Here is a 21,460-nt window from a genome sequence, read left to right on the forward strand (position 1 = left end):
GGTTATCACCAGTTCGGTGCAGAGTGAGCCGCACGGTCTCGGGATGCGGCTCAGACGAGTGAGCGGATGACGGTCACTGCGACGAGAACGACGAAAACCGCAGCCGTCAGCAGAACCTGCACCGGCTGCCGCTGGCGCTGCCGGGTCTCGATGTAGATCAGCCCGACGAGCGCGCCGGCGACCAGCCCGCCGATGTGCGCCTGCCAGCTGATCCCCGGAACCAGAAAACCGATCGCCAGGTTCAGCACGACCAGCACCACGAGCTGGGAGGTGTTGCCACCCAGCCGCCGCGCAATGATGAAGAATGCGGCCATCAGGCCGAAGATCGCACCAGACGCACCGATGACACCGGCACCCGGGTCGGTCAACAGGTCGACGGCTACGGCACCGCCGATGGCGGCGATCAGATACAGCGCGAGAAAGCGCAGGTGCCCGACCATCGGCTCGAGAATCCGCCCGAAGATGAAGAGCGAATACATGTTGAAGAGAATGTGCAGAATCGAGAACGGCGACGTGATCGAGAACGGCGTGTGCACCAACGCATAGGTCAGCAGGCGCCACGGCTGCAGGCCCACCGCGTATCCCGCATCGGGCTGTACGTAGGCACCTGCGAACTGCAGGGCACTCGTGACACCGAGCGCGGGAATCAGTTGCAGCACGAAAACGAACACCGTCACCGCGATGATCGCGTAGGTGACGATCGGGTTGCCGGATGATCGGCTCATCGACCGCGCGGCCCGCACCAGTGCCGGGCGACGTGTGTACTGGCCGCCCGATCGTGCGTTTCGCGCACAGTCGACGCAGTGCACACCCACGGCCGCCTGCACGGAACACTCGGGGCAGACCGTCTTGCCGCAGCGCTGGCAGAGAATGTAACTCTGTCGGTCGGGATGCCGGTAGCAGACGTTCGACGACGTCTCGGGAACGGAGGTCATCGCGCTACGAACCCTGCGACGGAGCCGACGGCCAGGAGAACCACTTACGCGTCAGCGACCTCGACGCTCTCGATCACAACGGAGTCGAGAGGGCGGTCGTAGGAGTCGGTCGCGACAGCCGCGAGCTTGTCGACGATGCGGCGCGAGGAGTCGTCGGCCACCTCACCGAAGATGGTGTGCTTGCCCTGCAACCACGGGGTCGGCCCCACGGTGATGAAGAACTGCGAGCCGTTGGTGCCCTGCCCACCCTGGATGCCGGCATTCGCCATGGCGAGGATGTACGGCTGGGTGAAGTCGAGGTCGGGGCTGATCTCGTCGTTGAAACGGTAGCCAGGGCCACCGGTGCCGTTGCCGAGCGGGTCACCGCCCTGGATCATGAAGCCGGGGATGATGCGGTGGAAGACGCTGCCGTCGTAGAGCTTGGCGGTGGTGGCCGTACCCGTCTTCGGATCGGTCCATTCGCGCTCACCGGAAGCGAGACCGACGAAGTTCTTCACGGTCTGCGGAGCGTGGTTGCCGAAGAGATTGACGGTGATGTCGCCGAGGTTCGTGTGGAGAGTCGCGACGTGGGTGTGCTTGGCCATGGCTCAATTCTCACACACCGCCCGCCGCACACAGTCAAGGGTCAGCGTAAAGAAGGAGGATAGTCAGGTCTCGATGTTCGGTCGACCTCCATTGCGTGGCAAGATTGGGTTCGACCGCGTTCTCAGCCGATGGAGGTTTCTGATGAGTCTCACCCGTAAACGCCAGAAGGCGCTCAAGAATTTGCGCTCCACTGCCGACAAGCTCTGGAGCGACCAGCAGGAGATTCTCGACCGTGCCAACCACGTCGCTCGTGAAGCGAAACTGCAGTTGGGCGAGTTGACCAAAGAAGAGGTCGTGCCGCGCGTGCGCACCGCGACCAAGACGGCCTCCGACTCCATCGCTCAGTCGACGGCCCACAGCCTCGCCTCGGTGAAGGTCGCGAGCGACCAGGCCAAGTCGAAGTTCAACTCCGACATTCTGCCGGCAATCGGTGGCGGCCTGGCCTCAGCGGCGGGTGCGCTCGGTGTGAGTGACAACAAGACCGTGAAGTCGGCGATCTCGAAGGTCAGCCCCCAGGCGGCCAAGAAGAACTCGCACGTCGGCACCTATGTTGCGCTCGTGACGGGCGCGGTCGCCCTCGTCGGTATCGGTTATGCCGTGTGGCAGACCTTCCGCGCCGACGACGAGCTCTGGATCAGCGAAGACGAGATCGACGCAGGCACCACCGCCTCCTAGTCTCCCCAGCACGAGAAAGACCCGGCCTCCACAGGGAGCCGGGTCTTTCTGCTTAACACAACGGCGCAAGCAAGCGAAGCGCGCTGCGCCGGGCGGGGACCGGCGCAGCCAGAAGTAAATGGAGCGACGCTCGAACCAAAAAAACCGGCCCGCTGGCCGGTTTCTTGTGATTCGAGTGGAGCCTAGGAGAATCGAACTCCTGACCTCCTGCTTGCAAAGCAGGCGCTCTACCAATTGAGCTAAGGCCCCGTAAGGGAATGGGTGGGGGTACCGGGATTTGAACCTGGGACCTCTTCATTATCAGTGAAGCGCTCTAACCAACTGAGCTATACCCCCGTCTGGGCTGTTGTGCCTCCCGGCTGTACCGGGAAACGCAACTTTACGATCTTACCCAAAACCTACTTGTTTGTGAAACCGAGCATCACTCCGCCGGTGATTTTCACCGTCAGGTTGTACAGAACGGCCGCGATCGCGCCCAGCGCTGTGATCACGATCACGTCGAGGATCGCCACGATGATCGCGAATCCCATCACCTGCCCGAGGGAGGCGAAGTCGTTGATGTCGAAGTTGCCCGTGCCGGCGATCTCGGTCAGCACCTTGTTGACCGAGTCGAACACACCCGTCTGGTTCAGCAGCGACCAGATCAGGAACGCCGCCACGACGGTGACGATCCCGAGGATGATCGACCACAGGAACGACAGCTTGAGGATCGACCAGAAGTCGACGTAGACCAGGCGCAGGCGCACCTGCTTGGTCTGGGCGGGGCGTGATGACTTCTTGGCGAGCTTCTCGGCCACATTACTCATGGGTCTTAGCTTTCCTCTCCAGCATCCGCGGCATCTTCGGAGGCCTCCGCCTCGGCGACTTCCTCCAGAACCACGGTGCGTTCGGTGTTCTTGGCCAATGCGATGATCCGATCGTCTTCAGCGAATCTCGCGAAGACAACACCCATGGTGTCTCGGCCCTTGGCCGGGACTTCGGCCACGGAGGAGCGTACCACCTTGCCGCTGGCAAGAACCACCAAGACCTCGTCCTCCTCGTCGACGATGAGCGAGCCGGCGAGATCGCCCCTGGCCTCCTGCAGCTTCGCGACCTTGATGCCCAGACCACCACGCCCCTGCAGCCGGTACTGGTCGACCGAGGTGCGCTTGGCGTAGCCGCCCTCCGTCACCACGAAGACGAATCCGTTGTCTGACACCATCGACGCGTCGAGCAGGTAGTCGTCGTCACGGAACTTCATGCCGATCACACCCGCGGTCGATCGTCCCATGGGGCGGAGCGCTTCATTCGAGGCGGTGAACCGGATGCTCATGCCCTTCTTCGACACGAGCAGAACGTCGCTCGTCTCCTCGACCAGCAGCGCAGACACCAGTTCGTCGCCCTCGCGCAGGTTGATCGCGATGATGCCGCCGGAGCGGTTCGTGTCGTACTCACTCAGCGCGGTCTTCTTCAGCAGCCCCTCGCGCGTGGCGAGTGTGAGGTAGGTCGCGGCCTTGTAGTCCCGGATGTCGAGGATCTGGGCGATCTGCTCGTCGGGTGCCAGGGCGAGAAGGTTGGCGACGTGCTGCCCCTTCGCATCCCGGCCGGCCTCCTGCAGCTCGTACGCCTTCGCGCGGTACACCCGGCCGGTGTTCGTGAAGAACAGCAGCCAGTGGTGCGTCGTGGTGACGAAGAAGTGGTCCACCACATCGTCTGCCCGCAACTGTGCGCCCTTGACGCCTTTGCCGCCCCGGTGCTGGCTGCGGTAGTTGTCGCTCCGCGTGCGCTTGATGTATCCGCCGCGCGTGACGGTGACCACCATCTCCTCCTCGGGGATGAGGTCTTCCATGTTCATGTCGCCGTCGAAACCGAACATGATCTCGGTGCGGCGGTCGTCACCGAACTTGTCGGCGATCTCCGTCACCTCCTCGATGATGATCTCGCGCTGGCGCGCCGGGCTGTCGAGGATGACGTGGTAGCTGTCGATCTCGAGCTGCAGCGCGGCGGCCTCATCGACGATCTTCTGGCGTTCGAGAGCCGCGAGTCGACGCAACTGCATCGTCAGGATGGCGTCGGCCTGGATCTCGTCGACGTCGAGCAACTCCATGAGCCCCGTGCGGGCATCGTCGACGGTGGGCGAACGGCGGATCAGCGCGATGACCTCGTCGAGAGCATCCAGAGCCTTCAGGTACCCGCGGAGGATGTGCATGCGCTCTTCGGCACGGCGCAGACGGAACCGGGTGCGGCGCACGATGACATCGACCTGGTGCGCGACCCACTCGGTGATGAACCCATCGATCGGCAGGGTGCGCGGAATTCCATCGACGATCGCCAGCATGTTCGCGCCGAAGTTCTCCTGCAGCGAGGTGTGCTTGTAGAGGTTGTTCAGCACGACCTTCGCCACGGCGTCGCGCTTCAGTACGATGACGAGCCGCTGGCCCGTTCGACCGGAGGTCTCGTCGCGGATGTCGGCGATGCCGCCGATCTTGCCGTCTTTGACGAGCTCGGCGATCTTGATCGCGAGGTTGTCGGGGTTCACCTGGTACGGCAGTTCGGTCACGACGAGGCAGGTGCGACCCTGCAGTTCTTCGACGTTCACGACGGCTCGCATCGTGATCGACCCGCGCCCGGTGCGGTAGGCATCGTGGATGCCCTTCACCCCGAGAATCTGGGCGCCGGTCGGAAAGTCGGGGCCTTTGATGCGCTGGATCAGCGCATCCTGCAGTTCTTCGCGCGTGGCATCCGGGTTCTCGAGGCACCAGACGGCGCCGGCGACGACTTCGCGCAGGTTGTGGGGCGGGATGTTCGTGGCCATGCCGACCGCGATGCCGACGGAGCCGTTCACCAGCAGGTTCGGGAACCGGCTCGGCAGCACGACGGGTTCGAGGGTGCGGCCGTCGTAGTTGTCCTGGAAGTCGACGGTCTCCTCTTGGATGTCGCGCACCATCTCGAGCGCGAGCGGAGCCATCTTCGTCTCGGTGTACCGGGGGGCCGCAGCGCCGTCGTTGCCGGCCGAGCCGAAGTTGCCCTGCCCGAGGGCAAGCGGATAGCGGAGGCTCCAGGGCTGGATGAGGCGCACGAGCGCGTCGTAGATGGAGGAGTCGCCGTGCGGGTGGAACTGGCCCATGACCTCGCCGACGACGCGCGCCGACTTGGAGAATGCCCGGTCAGGGCGGTACCCGCCGTCGTACATCGCGTAGATGACGCGGCGGTGCACCGGCTTCAGGCCATCGCGCACGTCGGGCAGTGCACGCCCGACGATGACACTCATCGCGTAGTCGAGGTACGAACGCTGCATCTCGAGCTGCAGGTCGACCTGCTCGATGCGGTCGGTCATCATTCCGCGGGAGTCAGGCGCGAGGGCTTCACCGTCGATGGGGTCGCCGGGAGTGTTTTCGTCAGTCATGGGTCTCTTCTAGATGTCGAGGAATCGAACGTCTTTGGCGTTCTTCTGGATGAAGTTGCGTCGGGACTCGACGTCTTCGCCCATCAGGGTCGAGAAGATCTCGTCGGCTGCGGCCGCATCATCGAGCGTGATCTGGCGGAGGGTGCGCGTCTCCGGGTCCATCGTGGTGTCCCACAGCTCGCGGTAGTCCATCTCGCCGAGACCCTTGTAGCGCTGGATCGCGTTCTCCTTGGGGATGCGCTTGCCGGCCGCTGCACCGTGCGCGAGCAGGGCATCCCGCTCGGCGTCGGAGTACACGTACTCGTGCGGAGCATTCGACCACTTGAGGCGGTAGAGCGGAGGCATCGCGAGGTACACGTACCCGAGCTCGATGAGGGGCCGCATGTACCGGAACACCAGCGTCAGCAGCAGGGTCGTGATGTGCTGTCCGTCGACATCGGCATCGGCCATCAGCACGATCTTGTGATAGCGCGCCTTGTCGGGGTTGAAGTCTTCGCCGATGCCGGCGCCGAACGCCGTGATCATCGCCTGCACCTCGTTGTTGCCGAGTGCGCGGTCGAGCCTCGCCTTCTCGACGTTGAGGATCTTGCCGCGGAGGGGCAGGATCGCCTGAGTCTCGGGGTTGCGGCCCTGAATGGCGGAACCGCCGGCCGAGTCACCCTCGACGATGAAGATCTCGCTCTTCACCGGGTCGCGGCTCGAGCAGTCCTTCAGCTTGCCGGGCATGCCGCCGCCTTCGAGCAGACCCTTTCGACGGGTCTGCTCCCGGGCCTTACGGGCAGCCATGCGCGCCTGCGACGCTTGGATCGCCTTGCGGATGATCTCCCGCGCCTCGGTCGGCTTGCGGTCGAACCAGTCGGCGAGCTCCTTGCCGGCGACGCGCTGCACGAAGGCCTTCGCCTCGGTGTTGCCGAGCTTCGTCTTCGTCTGGCCCTCGAACTGCGGCTCGGCGAGCTTCACCGAGATGACAGCGGTGAGACCCTCGCGAACGTCGTCGCCCGTCAGGTTCTCGTCTTTCTCCTTCAGGATCTGCTTCTCGCGCGCATACCGGTTCACCAGCGAGGTGAGCGCGGCGCGGAAGCCCTCTTCGTGTGTGCCACCCTCGTGCGTGTTGATCGTGTTCGCGTAAGTGTGCACGCTCTCGGTGTACCCGTTGGTCCACTGCATGGCGACCTCGAGCGAGATCTTGCGGTCGGGCGCTTCGCTCTCGAAGGAGATGACCTCCTCGTGCACGAGTTCGTTCTTCTTGGCGCGGTTCAGGTACTCGACGTAGTCGACGAGTCCCTTCTCATAGAGATAGGAGACGACGACGTCTTCGTCACCGCGCTGGTCGGTGAGCGTCAGCCGCAGGCCCTTGTTCAGGAAGGCCATCTGCTGGAAGCGCGCGCGCAGCGTCTCATAGTCGAAGTCGACGGTCTCGAAGGTCTCGCGGCTCGGCCAGAACGTGATCGTCGTGCCGGTCTCCGTCGAGGCCTCACCCTGCTCGAGCGGTGCCTGCGGAACGCCGTGTTTGTAGCTCTGGCGGTAGACGTGACCCTGGCGGCGAACCTCGACGTCGAGCTCGGCCGACAGGGCGTTCACCACGGAGCTGCCCACACCGTGCAGGCCACCCGAGACGGAGTAGCCGCCGCCACCGAACTTGCCACCGGCGTGCAGGATGGTCAGCACGACCTCGACGGTCGACTTGTTCTCGTGCTTGTTCATGTCGACGGGGATGCCGCGACCGTTGTCGACGACACGCACCCCGCCGTCTTTCAGGATGGTGATGAGAATCGTGTCGCAGTACCCGGCGAGCGCTTCATCGACCGAGTTGTCGACGATCTCGTAGACCAGGTGGTGGAGCCCCCGCGGACCGGTCGAGCCGATGTACATTCCGGGGCGCTTGCGAACCGCTTCGAGGCCCTCGAGGATCTGGATGGCGTCTGCGCCATATTCGTCTTCGGAGTCGGACTGGTCAAGTGGGGATGTCATAGATATATGGGCTCCAAAGCATGATGAGACGACCCTTCATTCTACCAAACACGGGGTCTCATCAGACGCTTTGACGGCGATCTGGGACGTTTATTTTGTCGGGGTGACCTGTTTTGCCTCCCTACCCGTAGGTATCGCGAGGGCCCCGCCCTGGAATTGATCTGGAGCCTCTTTTCCAGGATGGGGCGTCAGGGGCCAAAAAGCGCACCGACTCGATCCCCGCCTCCGGGTACTCCTGGGCGATGCGCGTCATGATCATCGTGCGCATGTGACGCAACTGTGTCGCCCACGCTGTGGAATCGCACTGAACGCTCAGAACCGAGTCCGTTATCCCTACCGGACGAGAGTGTTCGGCCGTCTCTGCGCCCGCGATCTCGGTCCACGCGAGCATGAGGTCGGATTTCGCCAGCGACGAGGTCCAGCCCAGTTCGTTGGTGAGGGAATCCATCACCGAACTGATGCCCTTCGGGTCACGACCGGTTCCGTACGGCACCGTCTCACCCGCCGGCTGCCGTCGCTGGCGCAGCCTGGTGCGGCTCATCAGCCGCGCATCCCCGAAGACATGCTTGAACCGCAGGTAGACGGACTGCGATTCGTTCGCCGGCAGAACGGGCCGTTCCCCAGCCGGTTGCTCAGCTGTTCCGTCAGCCATCGGCGGGCTCTTCGACGATCGTGCCACCGGAGATGTGCACCGTGCGGGCGGTCAGCTCGACCGGCACGTCGCCGAAGACCGCAGCCGTGATCAGCACCTGCTCGTAGTCGGAGACCGCGGCCGCCAGCCGGGCACGCCGGGCCTTGTCGAGTTCGGCGAAGACGTCGTCGAGAATGACGACGGGGTCACCCGACGGTGAATCGGTGCGCAGGAGGTCGGCTGAGGCGAGTTTCAGGGCCAGCGCGAACGACCACGATTCCCCATGGCTGGCATACCCCTTCGCGGGGAGACCGTTGAGTTCGAAGAGCAGGTCGTCGCGGTGCGGGCCGCAGAGCGTGATCCCTCGATCGAGCTCCTGCCTGCGGAGCCCGGCGAGCGCGGCCCGGAACTGCGTCTCCACATCGGCGCGGCGGAAGGGCGAACCGAGCCTCTCTGCAGACACCCCGGGTTGGTCATCCAGTTCGTCATCGCCCGACGACGAGGAGAGGATGCTCAACGTGCTGCTGATACGCGGCGAGTGGTCGGAGCCCGCGACGGCCAGGTACGCCGATTCGATGTACGGGCGAAGCTGCGAGACCAGCGCATCGCGCTCGGCGATGAGCTCGGAGCCGAGAACGACCAGCCGGTCATCCCAGATCTCGAGCGTCGACAACTGGTTGGCCTTGACGCCTGAAGTGCGGGCCGATTTCAGCAGCGTGTTCCGCTGCCTCAGAACCCTGTCGTAGTCGGTCGCGACCCCGGCCAGTCGCGGGCTCCGGGCGATGAGCAACTGGTCGATGAACCGGCGCCGGCCCGACGGGTCGCCCCGCACGAGGGCGAGGTCTTCGGGGGCGAAGAGAACACTGGAGAAGTACCGCGGAATCTCGCGCACCTTCGTGACGGTGCGATTGACCTGTGCGCGGTTGGCCTCCGACCTGTTGATCTGGAGTTCGACCAGCACTTCGCGACCGGCGTGCTCCAGTCGGGCCCGGATGATCGCCGCCTGCTGGCCGCTTCGGATGAGAGCCTGATCGTTCGAGACCCGATGCGAGCCGAGCGTGCTGAGGTAGCCCAGCGCCTCCACCAGGTTCGTCTTGCCCTGGCCGTTGCTGCCGACGAACAGGTTCGGGCCGGCGCTCAGGGTGACCTCGGCGACCGGATAGTTGCGAAAGTCGGTGAGGCTCAGGTGGTTGACCAGCATGGGAACTCCGAGGGAATGCGGTGACCGGAGTAGGCCACCGCATTCGGGCCGTCGGTCAGTCGGCCTTCTTCACAGCGTGGCCGCCGAACTGGTTGCGAAGTGCGGCAACGGCCTTCATCGAGGGCGAATCCTTCTGGCGTGACACGAACCGGGCGAAGATCGAAGCGCTGATGGTCGGCACGGGAACGGCGTTCTCGAGCGCCTCTTCGATCGTCCACCGGCCCTCGCCGGAGTCTTCGACGTACCCCTCGATGTCGTCGAACTCCGGGTCCTGTTCGAGCGCGAGAACCAGCAGCTCGAGCAGCCAGGAACGAACGACGGTTCCGCGCTGCCACGCCTTGAACGTTCCGGTGACATCTTTGATGATGTCCTTCTTGGTGTCGAGGAGCTCGTACCCTTCGGCGTAGGCCTGCATGAGCGCGTACTCGATACCGTTGTGCACCATCTTGGCGTAGTGGCCGGCGCCGACCTCGCCCGCGTGGACGAAGCCTTCGTCGCGCGGGCCTTCGGGGCGAAGCGCATCGAAGATCGGCATCGCGCGCTCGATGTCTTCTTTGCGGCCGCCGACCATGAGGCCATAACCGTTCTTCAGGCCCCAGATTCCGCCGGAGACACCCGCGTCGACGAAGGTGATGCCCTTCGGCGCCAGGAATTCGGAGTGCTTGAAGTCTTCGGTGAACCGCGAGTTGCCACCGTCGATGATGAGGTCGCCCTCGTCGAGAACGTCGGCGAGGTCGGTGATGACCGAGTCGGTGATCTCGCCTGCCGGCACCATGACCCAGACGATGCGCGGTGCGGGGAGGGCGGCGGCGAGGGCCGCCAGGTCGGCGACATCGCTCACAGCGGGGTTGCGGTCGTAACCGACCACGTCGATGTCGGCCGCGCGCAGGCGCTCGCGCATGTTGTTGCCCATTTTGCCGAGGCCGATGAGTCCGAGGTTCATGTTGTCTCCTTGCTTGGTGACGTTCAGCGCAGCAGAAGGTTCGGCTGAAGCAGGTACTTGTAGTCGTCTGACCCGGGCTGGTCTTTGGAGGACTGGCTGGTGATCAGCACGGGCCCGGGCTTGTTGGGGTTGTCGGTCTTCGTGAAGGAGATGCGCACATACTCAGAGTGCACAGCACCCAGCCCGTCGAGCAGGAACTGGGGCTTCAGGGAGACCACGGTGTCTGTGCCGGTGAGCAGAGCGTCGATCGATTCGGAGGCCTGCGCCTGCTCGGAGCCGATCGCTTCGAGAGTCACGCCGTCGATCGTGAAGGTGAATCGCAGGGCGGCCTCGCGCTCGAGCACGAGCGACACGCGCCGGGTCGCTTCGATGAGGTCTGCGGTGTTGATCACGGCGTAGTTGTCGACCGACTCGGGGAACAGCCGCTTGACGGGAGGGAAGTTGCCCTTGATGAGCAGGGAGGTCACCGTCTTGCGGTCGGCCTTGAACGCGATGAGCTCGCGGTCGTCGGTGTTCGTGATGGCGACCGAGATGGTTCCGCTGTTGCCGAAGGTCTTGCCGATCTCCTGCAGCGTCTTGGCGGGCACGAGCGCCGTGGCCGTCTCGATCTCCGACGTTCCCGAGTCCCAGTCGATGTTGCGCACAGCGACGCGGTACCGGTCGGTGGCGACGAGGGAGAGGCTGTTGTTCGAGATCTCGAGCTGCACGCCGGTGATGACGGGAGTCACGTCGTCTCGCGATGCGGCCACCGCGACCTGGGCGATAGCTGCGGAGAAGTCGTCGGACTTCAGCAGGCCCGACTGGTCACTGACGACCGGGAGGCTCGGGTACTCCTCGACGGGCATGTTCAACAGGGTGAACTTCGCCGAGCCGGCGGTCACGATGATGTGGGTGTCTTCGGTGTAGAAGCGCACCGGCGCATTCGGCAGGCGGTTCGCGATGTCGGAGAGGAGGCGGCCGGAGACGAGCACCCGGCCCGGTTCTTCGACGTCGGCCGTGATCTGCGTCTGCGAGGAGACCTCGTAGTCGAATGACGACAGAGTGAGACCGTCTCCACTCGCTTCGATGAGCACGCCGCTCAGGATCGGCAGAGTGGTTCGCTGCGGAAGCAGCTTGACGGCGAACGAGACGGCTTCGCTGAAGACGTCTCTGTTGGCTTGGAACTTCACTCTTCACCTCAGTCTGTGCGTGTTGGTCGGTCAATGCTATCCGGTGCCGACCGCTTGCGGGTGCGCTGTCTCGGTGCGCACTTTCCGGCCTGTAGAAGTTATTGGCCGGATCAATTAAAGGTTTAAAGATTAATCTTCTTAACCGACGTGGATATGTGGACAACTGAGCCGGATCCGTGTGAACACAAGGGAACTACACCGGTGTGAGTTGTTGAATCTCTGCGTGAACTTCTTGTAATTACCGAGGTGTGGAGGAGAAGACCCGACAGCCGATCCCACAACTGCCCACAGACCGTCAACATGTTCGGGTCGGTTATGCACAGGGTTGTGCACAACGTGTGGAAACAGCTGTCAGATGCCCTTGTAGCGCTGATTGTGCTTGATGCGGCTGCTGATCTCGGTGACCTGGTTGTAGATCGAGCGCTTCTCGGTCATCAGCTTGCCGATCTTGTTGTTGGCGTACATCACCGTGGTGTGGTCGCGGCCACCGAACAGCTGGCCGATCTTCGGCAGCGAGAGGCTCGTCAGCTCACGGCAGAGGTACATCGCGATCTGTCGTGCCGTCGCGATGGCTTGGGAGCGCGACGAACCGTAGAGATCGTCGACGGAGAGTTTGAAGTACTCCGCGGTATGGCCGATGATGTCGACGGGAGCGATGACGTTGTCGTCGTCGAGGGTGATGAGGTCTTTCAGAACGGTCTGCACGAGCGCGAGGTCGACAGGGTTGCGGGTCAGGCTGGCGTAGGCCGTCACCCGGATCAGGGTCCCCTCGAGCTCACGGACGTTCGATGAGACCTTCGATGCCATGTACTCGAGAATCTCGTCGGGCACCTGGAGCCGTTCGCTCTGCGCCTTCTTCCGGAGGATCGCGATGCGCGTCTCGAGGTCGGGTGTCTGCACGTCGGTGATGAGACCCCACTCGAACCGGGTGCGCATGCGGTCTTCGAACCCGGTGAGATGCTTCGGGGGTAGGTCACTGGTGATGACGACCTGCTTGTTGTGGTCGTGCAGCGTGTTGAAGGTGTGGAAGAAGGCTTCCTGGGTCTCCGCTTTTCCCTGCAGGAACTGGATGTCGTCGATGAGCAGCAGGTCGATGTCGCGGTACCGCGAATGGAAGGCCGCACCGCGGTTGTTGGCGATCGAATTGATGAAGTCGTTCGTGAACTCCTCGGAGCTGACGTACCGAACCCGTACCCCGGGGTAGAGACTCATCGCATAGTGGCCGATGGCGTGCAGCAGATGGGTCTTGCCCAGACCCGAATCGCCGTAGATGAACAACGGGTTGTACGCCTTCGCCGGCGCCTCGGCCACGGCGACAGCCGCCGCATGGGCGAAGCGGTTCGAGCCGCCGATGACGAAGTTGTCGAAGCTGTACTTCGGGTTCAGCCGGGTGTCGTTGTTGCGGAGCGGCCCGACAGTTTCCTGCACGGGGGTGGTCTCCACATACCCGGCGGAGGGGGTGGGCACGATCTCGATGACCTCTGCCTGCTGGAGATAGTCGTTGCCACTGATGTCGGGATTCACCACGACAGCGAAGCTGGTCACCCCGTACGACTCGTCGAGTCGGCCGAGCGCAGAGAGAAGGGGAACGCGGATGCGCTGTTCGAGCATCCCGCGCGTGAGATCGTTGGGGACTTCGAGGTAGAACGACCCGGCCATGATGCCCTTGGGAACCACGAGGCCCAGGAAGCCCTGCAGCTGCGGAGTGATCCGTTCGTCGGTCGACAGCGCCTGCAGAACCGTGCGCCAGTTGGCTTCCGGTGAACCGGGATCGTCGGCCATGGAACTCCTGTCGGAACGGAAATGTGAGTCCAAGCGGCTGCGAGGGAGATCACTCTGATTGCGTGACGTCTTCCCCAAGACTTTTCGTCACAAACCTAGGGATCTAAGCTAGTGATTGCACAGGGTCAGATCAAGTTGATTGTCTGCGCCCTCCGCGTGTCCGTCCCGCGCTCTGACAATCGACTGTGGATAATTGGGCGTTTGGCCGCTGTCGGTTTGACCATTCGAACCTCAGGCCGTAGTTTTAATCAGTTGACTTGTGTGCACGCTGCACACCCTAAGAAGCTTCCCGGCGCTATTGGCTGGGCCCACGGAGAACACATCATGAGCAAAAGAACCTTCCAGCCGAACAACCGTCGCCGCGCCAAGGTGCACGGCTTCCGTCTGCGCATGCGTACCCGCGCCGGTCGCGCGATCCTCTCGGCTCGTCGTCGCAAGGGCCGCACCGAGCTCTCCGCGTAGCATCCCCCGCGATTAGTTCCGTTCCAGGTGCTGGCCAAGACGGCTCGGGTTACGACAGCAGATGAATACCGCGCTGCTGTGCGTCGCGGTGCCAGATTCGCCGCACCCACCTCGGTGACGTACGTTCGCCAGAACGGCGACGCGCCGGCCCGCTTCGGTTTCATCGTGTCGAAGGCCGTGGGCGTCGCCGTTCAGCGCAACCGCGTGCGGCGTCGGCTCAAGGCCATCTGCTACGCCCTTCAGTCGACGGTCGCGCCGGGAACGGAGATCGTGATCCGGGCGCTGCCGAGCGCGGCGACCTCCACGTTCGACGACCTGAGCACCGACGTCGCTCGTTCGCTCGCCCGCGCGAAAGTACTTCTGCAGGTGACGGCATGAGCGCGGTGAGCGCCGATCGTCCGGTGTCGGCAGGGTCGATCATCCGCACCCTCGCCATCGGCGCGTATCTGCTGCCGCGCAATGCCGCGGTTCTTCTCCTCAGGGCCTACCGCGCGGTCATCTCGCCTCTCTATGGCGACGTCTGCCGGTACTACCCCTCATGTTCGTCGTATACCCTGCAAGCGATTCAGCAGCGGGGTCTCATCCTGGGAATCGCGCTCGGCGGCTATCGCCTCGCGCGCTGTCATCCTTGGGCTGCCGGCGGGATCGATGACGTTCCCCCGCCCCGCACACAACACTTCCGTGTCACGAGATTCGGTTTCGTCGTAGCCAGTAGCCAAGGAAAGGGCTAACCCGAAGCATGGACATTCCCGGTTTTATCAGCACCATTCTGTGGCCTATCAAATGGGTCGTCGAAGGTCTGCTCGTTCTCTTCCACACCGTTCTCACGGGTCTCGGCATGGACCCTGCCGAGGGTCTCACCTGGGTGCTCTCGATCGTGGGAATGGTGTTGGTCATCCGCGCCGCCCTGATCCCCATCTTCGTGCGGCAGATCAAGAGCCAGCGCAAGATGCTCGAGGTCGCGCCCCAGCTGAAGAAGATCCAGGACAAATACAAGGGCAAGAAGGACCAGTTCTCCCGCGAGGCGATGTCGCGCGAGACGATGGAGCTCTACAAGAAGACGGGTACCAACCCGCTGAGTTCCTGTCTGCCGCTGCTGCTGCAGATGCCGATCTTCTTCTCGCTCTTCTCCGTGCTGAACGATGCCCAGAAGGGCACGGCGGGCGTGTTCTGGCTGAACTCCGACCTGGCGTTGCAGTTCGGCAACGCGAAGCTGTTCGGGGTCGCCCCGCTGCACGAGAGCTTCCAGCAGGCCACCACGACCGGCGATGTCGCTGTGATGATCATCGCGGTCATCATGGTCGTTCTGATGACCGGGTCGCAGTTCATCACGCAGCTGCAGATCATGTCGCGCAACCAGTCCCCCGAAGCCAAGAACAGCCCGATGTTCAAGCAGCAGCGCATCCTGCTCTACATCCTCCCGCTGGTCTTCGCCTTCTCGGGGTTCAGCTTCCCGCTCGGCGTCATGTTCTACTGGCTGACCTCGAACTTCTGGACCATGGGCCAGCAGTTCCTGGTCATCCGCAACATGCCGACCCCCGGCAGTGAGGCGGCGAAGGCGCGTGAGATCAGGTTGGCGAAGAAGGGTAAGTTGAACATCGCCACCGCGGCTGACGGCAGTGTGAACCATGTCGTTCTCGAGGTGCCGAAGACGACGCAGCGCCAGCAGCCGGTGGGCAAGACCCGTGCGAAGAAACAAGGTGAGAAGAAGTGAGCGACGTGAGTGAAATGACCACAGACCTCGGTAGCGACGTCGCTACCGAGAGTGGTGCCAGCCGTGAGGGAGTGAGCGGTGAGGCTGTGAGCGGTGGCGCTGCGACCGGTGATGTTGCGACCGGTGTAGCCGCTACGGATGCTGTGGCCACAGGCTCGGCTCCGTCCGCGAGTTCTGCTGAGGCCGCAGGGTCGGTCGGCGAGGGTGCCGAGACGAGCCAGGCTGTACAGGATGCCGGGGCTGCTGCCGCGCCGTCGGAGAACGCTCTCGAAGAAGAGGGTGACATCGCTGCCGACTACATCGAGGAACTGCTCGACATCTGCGATCTCGACGGTGACATCGACATCGATGCCCGTGCGGGTCGTGCCTACGTGTCGGTGAATTCGTCGGAAGACAGCAACCTGCGGCTCCTCTCGCAGCCCGATACCGTTCAGGCTCTCCAGGAGCTCACGCGCCTCGCCGTGCAGACCAAGACGGGCGGCTTCTCCCGTCTGATTCTGGATGTCGGGGGTAGCCGCCAGATCCGCGAAGCCGAGCTGGCGCAGCTGGTCACCGACGCCGTCGATCGCATCGAGGTGGGCGGGGAGTTCTCCGTCGCTCTTGCGCCGATGTCCTCGTATGAGCGCAAGGTGGTTCACGACATCGTGGCTGCGCGTGGCTTCTCCTCGAACTCAGAGGGCGAAGGCCGCGACCGCCACACGGTGATCAAGCAGTCCTGAGTTGGTTTAGTGGATCCAGATGTTTCACGTGGAACATCTGGACCCTGGAGATGGCGTGGACCCTGGAGGGCTCACGCCATTTCTATTAGAGCGAGCCGGACGTGCTCGCACAGAGATGAAGGATGAATGATGGCTGATCTCCCTGAGGGCCTCGAGCCTGAACCGGCCGTTGCGAACGAGCTCTTCGGGGCCGCGACCATCGGAAAGGCGCGACAGTTCACACTGAACCTCGCCGTGCACGGTGAGGAGTACGGGTTGATCGGCCCGCTGGAACTCCCCCGGCTGTGGAGTCGACACATCCTGAACTGCGCGATCGTAGCGCCGCTCATGCGGCCGGGCCGGGTGGGAGACATCGGGAGTGGGGCCGGCCTGCCCGGGTTGGTTCTCGCGATCGCTCGGCCCGACGTCGACTTTGTCTTGATCGAACCGATGGAGCGTCGCACCAAGTGGCTGGAAGACCAGGCGGCGGAGCTCGAGCTCCCCAACGTGACGGTGATGCGCGGGCGTGCGGAAGACGTCGGATTCACGGGCGGCCTCGACCAGATCACCGCTCGCGCCGTGAGCGCGTTCTCGAAGCTCATCCCCATGTGCGCTCCCCTCGTGCGGCCCGATGGCGAACTCGTGCTGATGAAGGGGGCCAGTGCGGCGAAGGAGGTCGAGGCGGCTGCGAGGCAGATCAAGCGCTTCAAGCTCGTCGACGTCGAGGTACGAGATCTCGGGGTGGGCGTTCTGGACGACATCACTCGGGTGATCACCGCCACCGTTGAGTGAGCGCTGTTCACTGAGAGGTGTTCGGCGAGAGGTGTTCAGCAGAAATTGACCAGGGGAGACGCGACACCCCGGTCAGCTTCGGTTGAGTACGCCAGGGCTGTACCGTAGAGGTGCCCTGGTACGCATTCGTGCCCAGAACGGCCGATCTTCACACGTTTCACGTGAAACATTTCCCTGCACGACGACCCACTAGCTCCGCAGAAAGACTCTATGACAAGCGAATCGATCGGTTTCGACGACTCGACCCCCCTCGCAAGGGAGATTGCGGATCTTTCTCAGCGTCGTCGTGCCGTGGCGGCGGCCGAGTACCCCCTCCCCCACGAAACACGCGTTTTCACGGTGGCGAACCAGAAGGGCGGTGTGGGCAAGACGACGACGACAGTCAATCTGGCAGCCGCCCTCGCCAAGACGGGTGCCAAAGTGCTCGTTCTCGATCTTGACCCGCAGGGGAATGCGTCCACTGCGGTCGGAGCCGACCACCGTGCCGAGATCCCCAGCATCTACGACATTCTGATCCACGATCTCCCGCTGGAGGATGTCGTGCAGAAGAGCCCGGAGTTCGACCGGCTCTACTGCGCCCCCGCCACGATCCACCTCGCCGGTGCCGAGATCGAGCTGGTGCCGATGGTCGCCCGTGAACTCCGCCTGCGCGAGAGCCTCGACGCTTACCTCGCCCGCAGCGCTGAGGCCGGCGAGCCCTACCACTACGTCTTCATCGACTGCCCACCGTCACTGGGACTGCTCACGATCAACGCCTTCGTGGCCGCCCGTGAGGTGCTCATCCCGATCCAGTGCGAGTACTACGCATTGGAGGGTCTCAGCCAACTTCTCTCGAACATCGCGTTGATCGAGAAGCACCTCAACCCCAGGCTCGCCGTGTCGACCATCCTGTTGACGATGTACGACGGCCGCACCCGTCTCGCCACCCAGGTCGCCGAAGACGTGCGATCCCACTTTCCCCAGCAGACGCTGCGTGCGCTCATCCCCCGCACGGTACGGATCTCCGAAGCTCCGAGCTACGGCCAGACCGTCATCAGCTACGACCCGCAGTCCACCGGGGCCCTTTCCTACCTCGAAGCCGCCTCCGAGATCGCCCGGCGCGGCAACAACCACACATCTCAAGGAGCAGAGCAGCATGGCTAACCCGAAACGCACCGGACTCGGCAGGGGCATCGGCTCGCTCATCCCCACTTCGGATGAATCGCGCTCCGTCAGCCCGGTCGACGTCTTCTTCGCCGAACGCGGCGAAAGTGAGCCCGACCTGGTGTCGGTACCCGGAGCGAAGCTCGCCAGCCTCAGCCCCGACAGCATCATCCCGAACGCAAAGCAGCCGAGAACCGAGTTCGACGCTGACGATCTCGCCGAGCTTGTGGCGTCGATCCGCGAGGTCGGCGTACTGCAGCCCATTGTGGTGCGTGAACTGCCTGCAGCATCGGGAGCTTCGGCGAGTAGCCCGGCCGGCGAGCCTCAGTACGAGCTGGTGATGGGGGAGCGCCGTCTCCGTGCGAGCAAGGAGCTCGGGCTGAGCACCATTCCCGCGGTCATCAAGGACACTGCGGACGAGAACATGCTGCGCGACGCACTCCTGGAGAACCTGCACCGGTCGCAGCTCAACCCTCTGGAAGAAGCGTCGGCCTACCAGCAGCTGCTGTCGGACTTCAGCATCACGCAAGACGAACTGGCCACGCGCATCGGCCGATCCCGGCCGCAGATCACCAATACCATTCGGCTGCTCAAGCTGCCGACAGCGGTACAGAAGCGTGTTGCGGCGGGTGTTCTGAGCGCCGGACACGCCCGTGCGATCCTCTCCGTCGTCGACGTCGACGAGATGGGGCGGCTCGCCGACAAGATCGTCAACGAAGACCTGTCGGTTCGCGCTGCGGAGGCCGTGGCATCCAGAGCACCGAAGGCCAAACGGGTACGACCGACGGCCGGCCGCAGGAATGACCATCTCGATGAGATCGCCGAGAGACTCGGAGACCGCCTGAACACGCGGGTGAAGGTCAGCCTGGGGGCCACCAGGGGCCAGATCCTGATCGACTTCGCGACGATACAGGATCTCAACCGTATTCTGGCCGAGATGGGCGAGCCGATCTTCGGCCGAGGCGGCCCGCGCTTCGAGTAGAGGCCGCTCGGCTAGCGCGCGTCGCGGATCGCGACCTCGCCGATGGCCTCGTAGACCTGACCGAGGTCGAGGCCGGCCGCGACGATCGCCTGGGGCACGAGCGATGTCTCGGTCAGGCCGGGCAGAACGTTCGCTTCGAGGAACCACGGGGTGCCGTCGCCGTCGATGATCAGGTCGATGCGCGAGATGTGGCGGAGGCCGAGAGCCTGATGGATGGCCAGAGCGGCTCCAGCGGCTGTCGAGGCGACCTCCGTGCCGAGACGGGCAGGTGTGTAGAACTGCGTTTCACCCGCGCTGTAACGGGCCTCGAAAGAATAAACCCCTGATCGGGGTACGATTTCGACGGCCGGTAGTGCGAAGGCGCCTTCCCCTGTGTCAACCACTCCGATGGAGACCTCGGTGCCCACGACCTTCTGTTCTATCAGTGCTGTCTCGCCATAGGTGTACGCATCGACGACGGCGCGGGGAAGATCGGCCTCGTTCTCGACCACGGTGACTCCCTGGGCGGAACCTCCTGCGGCCGGCTTCACGACGACGGGGGTCCCGAGATGCTTGAGCACCCCGCCCAGAACCTGAGACGCACCCAGCTCCCTGAAGGTCTCCCGGGGCAGGGTGATCGACGCGGGAGTCCGGTAGCCGGCCCGCTCGACCAGCACTTTGGCCGTCGGCTTGTGCCAGGCGAGCTGGGCGGCCGCGGCTTCCGCTCCGACGTAGGCGATGCCCTGTGCATCGAGAAGGGCGCGAAGCGATCCGTCTTCGCCGCTCGCCCCGTGCAGGGCGGGCCAGACGAGATCGGGCGCAGCCTCGGCCAGGGCCGCGAGCAGCGACGAGTCGGGCTCGCGCAGAACGACCCGGTGGCCACGCGCGATGAGGCTGTCGGCGACGCGACGGCCTGAACGGAGGGACACGTCGCGCTCGTGGGAGATACCGCCGGCGAGAACGATGACGGAGCGGGTGGCTGGGGTGTCTGTCATTGTCAGTCCATGTCTGGTGGTGGGGCAGAGAATGAGGAAGAGCGAACGGTCTGCAGCGGCCCGGTCGCGCTGAATGTCTCGAGCAGATCGATCTCGCCGTTGATGACGGTGGTCAGGCGACGGATGCCCAACCTGATCTGGTCAGGAGTGGGGTAGCAGTACGACAGCCGGATCTTGTTGCGCCCGCCACCGTCGGCGTAGAACGCCGTGCCCGGAGTGTAGGCGACGAGTTCCTTGACCGCGCGGGGCAGCATCTGTTTGGTGTCGAGGTAGTCCGGCAGGGTGAGCCAGACGTAGAAACCGCCGTTCGGCGTGGTCCAGCTGAGCTCGGGCAGGTGCTCGCCCAGTGCCGAGAGCATGGTGATCTTGCGCTCTTCGTAGACCCCGCGGAAGGTGTTGATCTGCCCCTTCCAGTCGGCCATCTCGAGGTATTCGGAGATGACCAGCTGGCTGAAGGCACTCGGGCAGAGAATCGCAGATTCTGCGGCGAGAACGAGCTTCTCCCGAATCGCATGCGGTGCGATGGCCCATCCGATGCGGAAACCGGGTGCCAGCGTCTTCGAGAACGACCCCAGGTAGATGACACCCTCGTCTTCGGTGCTGCGAAGCGCCTGAGGGGGCGGGCCGTCGAAGTAGAGCAGCCCGTAGGGGTTGTCCTCCAGAACGAGAATGCCCTCTGACCGGCAGATCTGCAGAATCTCTTCGCGTCGCTCCGCCGAGAGGGTCACCCCTGCGGGGTTGTGGAAGTTCGGGATCGTGTAGAGGAACTTGATCGTACGGCCCGACGAACGTACCCGGGCGATGGCCTCCCGCAGGGCATCCGGAATCAACCCATCGTCATCCATCAGTACGTGCTCGACGTCGGCCTGGTACGAACGGAAGACGCCGATCGCCCCGACATAACTGGGAGCCTCGGCGAGGATCACGTCGCCCGGGTTGATGAACAGCTTGGTGATGAGATCGAGCGCCTGCTGGGAACCGGTCGTGACGACGACATCGTCGACGCTGCCCCGGATGCCCTCCAGCGCCATCACTTCGAGGATGTGTTCGCGGAGCCGCGGTACACCCTGCCCCGAGCCGTACTGCAGCGCAACGGCACCCTGCTCGGTCATGACGCGGTTCATGGAGTCGATGACGAGCTCACGGGGCAGCGCCGAGACGTAGGGCATGCCGCCGGCGAGCGAGACCACCTCGGGACGGGAGGCCACGGCGAACAGGGCCCGCACCTCGGAGACGGACAGGCCGGCAGCGCGCTCCGCGTAGTTGTTGTACCAGGGGTCGAGATTCGTGCCCGACGACGACGGGGTGTTTTGGCTGCTCACGTGCACTTCCATCAAGAGGCGAAATTCAATGCTATCGAAAAAGAAAAAGGGTCCGGGGCCACAACATGTGGCTCCGGACCCTGTGCGCAGAGGCAT

21 protein-coding genes and 2 tRNA genes are annotated in these 21,460 nt (G+C 63.8%); 9 read left to right on the plus strand and 14 right to left on the minus strand.

Translation table 11 applies throughout. The features are described from left to right. Positions 1 to 50: 50 nt before the first annotated feature. Entirely contained in the window at positions 51 to 935 is an 885-nt protein-coding gene (locus C5B96_RS11685) for a rhomboid family intramembrane serine protease (RefSeq protein ID WP_104245538.1), read from the minus strand. 44 nt (positions 936 to 979) lie between these two features. After that, positions 980 to 1,519: a peptidylprolyl isomerase gene (locus C5B96_RS11690; RefSeq protein WP_104245539.1), complete on the minus strand. Its 540-nt coding sequence runs from the start codon at positions 1,517 to 1,519 to the stop codon at positions 980 to 982. A gap of 142 nt (positions 1,520 to 1,661) precedes the next feature. Here C5B96_RS11690 and C5B96_RS11695 point away from each other — a divergent pair, with 142 nt between their 5' ends. After that, positions 1,662 to 2,195, plus strand: coding sequence for a hypothetical protein (locus C5B96_RS11695; protein WP_104245540.1), 534 nt, complete (start codon positions 1,662 to 1,664; stop codon positions 2,193 to 2,195). Between the two features lie 176 nt (positions 2,196 to 2,371). On the opposite strand, the gene C5B96_RS11700 is transcribed toward C5B96_RS11695, so the two are convergent. The 10 genes from C5B96_RS11700 to dnaA form a co-directional block, all read right to left on the minus strand. Beyond that, positions 2,372 to 2,444, minus strand: a tRNA-Ala gene (locus tag C5B96_RS11700). A 13-nt stretch (positions 2,445 to 2,457) separates the two neighbouring features. Continuing rightward, positions 2,458 to 2,531: transfer RNA gene (locus C5B96_RS11705), tRNA-Ile, on the minus strand. Between the two features lie 62 nt (positions 2,532 to 2,593). Further along, positions 2,594 to 3,001, minus strand: a complete 408-nt coding sequence (locus C5B96_RS11710; protein ID WP_104245541.1) for a DUF3566 domain-containing protein — start codon at positions 2,999 to 3,001, stop codon at positions 2,594 to 2,596. Between the two features lie 5 nt (positions 3,002 to 3,006). Next, positions 3,007 to 5,580, minus strand: coding sequence for a DNA gyrase subunit A (gyrA, locus tag C5B96_RS11715; RefSeq protein ID WP_199176638.1), 2,574 nt, complete (start codon positions 5,578 to 5,580; stop codon positions 3,007 to 3,009). A 9-nt stretch (positions 5,581 to 5,589) separates the two neighbouring features. Beyond that, a complete protein-coding gene (gene gyrB / locus C5B96_RS11720) occupies positions 5,590 to 7,551 on the minus strand; it encodes a DNA topoisomerase (ATP-hydrolyzing) subunit B (protein WP_104245542.1) in 1,962 nt (653 codons plus the stop codon). Positions 7,552 to 7,672: 121 nt separating this feature from the next. Continuing rightward, on the minus strand, positions 7,673 to 8,203 hold the full coding sequence (locus C5B96_RS11725) for a DUF721 domain-containing protein (protein ID WP_104245543.1): 531 nt from the start codon (positions 8,201 to 8,203) through the stop codon (positions 7,673 to 7,675). Next, complete coding sequence (gene recF / locus C5B96_RS11730) at positions 8,196 to 9,383, minus strand: DNA replication/repair protein RecF (protein ID WP_104245544.1); 1,188 nt, start codon at positions 9,381 to 9,383, stop codon at positions 8,196 to 8,198. The genes C5B96_RS11725 and recF overlap by 8 nt, the downstream gene beginning before the upstream one ends. 55 nt (positions 9,384 to 9,438) lie before the next feature. Next, on the minus strand, positions 9,439 to 10,353 hold the full coding sequence (gene gnd / locus C5B96_RS11735) for a phosphogluconate dehydrogenase (NAD(+)-dependent, decarboxylating) (RefSeq protein WP_255414735.1): 915 nt from the start codon (positions 10,351 to 10,353) through the stop codon (positions 9,439 to 9,441). Next, a complete protein-coding gene (gene dnaN, locus C5B96_RS11740; RefSeq protein ID WP_104245546.1) occupies positions 10,350 to 11,495 on the minus strand; it encodes a DNA polymerase III subunit beta in 1,146 nt (381 codons plus the stop codon). The genes gnd and dnaN overlap by 4 nt, the downstream gene beginning before the upstream one ends. 351 nt (positions 11,496 to 11,846) lie before the next feature. Next, positions 11,847 to 13,277, minus strand: a complete 1,431-nt coding sequence (gene dnaA / locus C5B96_RS11745) for a chromosomal replication initiator protein DnaA (RefSeq protein WP_104245547.1) — start codon at positions 13,275 to 13,277, stop codon at positions 11,847 to 11,849. A 324-nt stretch (positions 13,278 to 13,601) separates the two neighbouring features. Between dnaA and rpmH the strand changes: the two genes are divergently transcribed. From rpmH to C5B96_RS11785, 8 genes are all read left to right on the plus strand, one after another. Further along, positions 13,602 to 13,739, plus strand: a complete 138-nt coding sequence (gene rpmH, locus C5B96_RS11750) for a 50S ribosomal protein L34 (RefSeq protein ID WP_022895130.1) — start codon at positions 13,602 to 13,604, stop codon at positions 13,737 to 13,739. Between the two features lie 27 nt (positions 13,740 to 13,766). Then, the gene (rnpA, locus tag C5B96_RS11755; RefSeq protein ID WP_104245548.1) at positions 13,767 to 14,117 is read left to right on the plus strand and encodes a ribonuclease P protein component; all 351 of its coding nucleotides are present in this window, start codon (positions 13,767 to 13,769) and stop codon (positions 14,115 to 14,117) included. Next, on the plus strand, positions 14,114 to 14,470 hold the full coding sequence (gene yidD / locus C5B96_RS11760) for a membrane protein insertion efficiency factor YidD (protein ID WP_104245549.1): 357 nt from the start codon (positions 14,114 to 14,116) through the stop codon (positions 14,468 to 14,470). The genes rnpA and yidD overlap by 4 nt, the downstream gene beginning before the upstream one ends. Before the next feature lie 8 nt (positions 14,471 to 14,478). After that, complete coding sequence (yidC, locus tag C5B96_RS11765; RefSeq protein ID WP_104245550.1) at positions 14,479 to 15,453, plus strand: membrane protein insertase YidC; 975 nt, start codon at positions 14,479 to 14,481, stop codon at positions 15,451 to 15,453. Positions 15,454 to 15,596: 143 nt separating this feature from the next. Then, entirely contained in the window at positions 15,597 to 16,172 is a 576-nt protein-coding gene (locus tag C5B96_RS11770) for a R3H domain-containing nucleic acid-binding protein (protein ID WP_233189178.1), read from the plus strand. A gap of 129 nt (positions 16,173 to 16,301) precedes the next feature. Then, complete coding sequence (rsmG, locus tag C5B96_RS11775; protein ID WP_369826477.1) at positions 16,302 to 16,943, plus strand: 16S rRNA (guanine(527)-N(7))-methyltransferase RsmG; 642 nt, start codon at positions 16,302 to 16,304, stop codon at positions 16,941 to 16,943. Positions 16,944 to 17,153: 210 nt separating this feature from the next. Further along, the gene (locus C5B96_RS11780) at positions 17,154 to 18,086 is read left to right on the plus strand and encodes a ParA family protein (RefSeq protein WP_104245553.1); all 933 of its coding nucleotides are present in this window, start codon (positions 17,154 to 17,156) and stop codon (positions 18,084 to 18,086) included. Next, positions 18,079 to 19,068 carry a ParB/RepB/Spo0J family partition protein gene (locus tag C5B96_RS11785; RefSeq protein WP_104245554.1) on the plus strand — a complete coding sequence of 330 codons (990 nt, stop codon included), beginning with the start codon at positions 18,079 to 18,081 and terminating at the stop codon, positions 19,066 to 19,068. Before C5B96_RS11780 ends, C5B96_RS11785 begins: the two co-directional genes overlap by 8 nt. Positions 19,069 to 19,079: 11 nt before the next feature. On the opposite strand, the gene C5B96_RS11790 is transcribed toward C5B96_RS11785, so the two are convergent. Then, positions 19,080 to 20,042, minus strand: a complete 963-nt coding sequence (locus tag C5B96_RS11790) for a D-alanine--D-alanine ligase (RefSeq protein ID WP_104245555.1) — start codon at positions 20,040 to 20,042, stop codon at positions 19,080 to 19,082. A gap of 2 nt (positions 20,043 to 20,044) precedes the next feature. Beyond that, the gene (locus C5B96_RS11795; protein ID WP_104245556.1) at positions 20,045 to 21,376 is read right to left on the minus strand and encodes a PLP-dependent aminotransferase family protein; all 1,332 of its coding nucleotides are present in this window, start codon (positions 21,374 to 21,376) and stop codon (positions 20,045 to 20,047) included. Between the last annotated feature and the right edge of the window lie 84 nt (positions 21,377 to 21,460).

The sequence above is a fragment of the Subtercola sp. Z020 genome (genome assembly GCF_002931235.1).
GTDB lineage: Bacteria > Actinomycetota > Actinomycetes > Actinomycetales > Microbacteriaceae > Subtercola.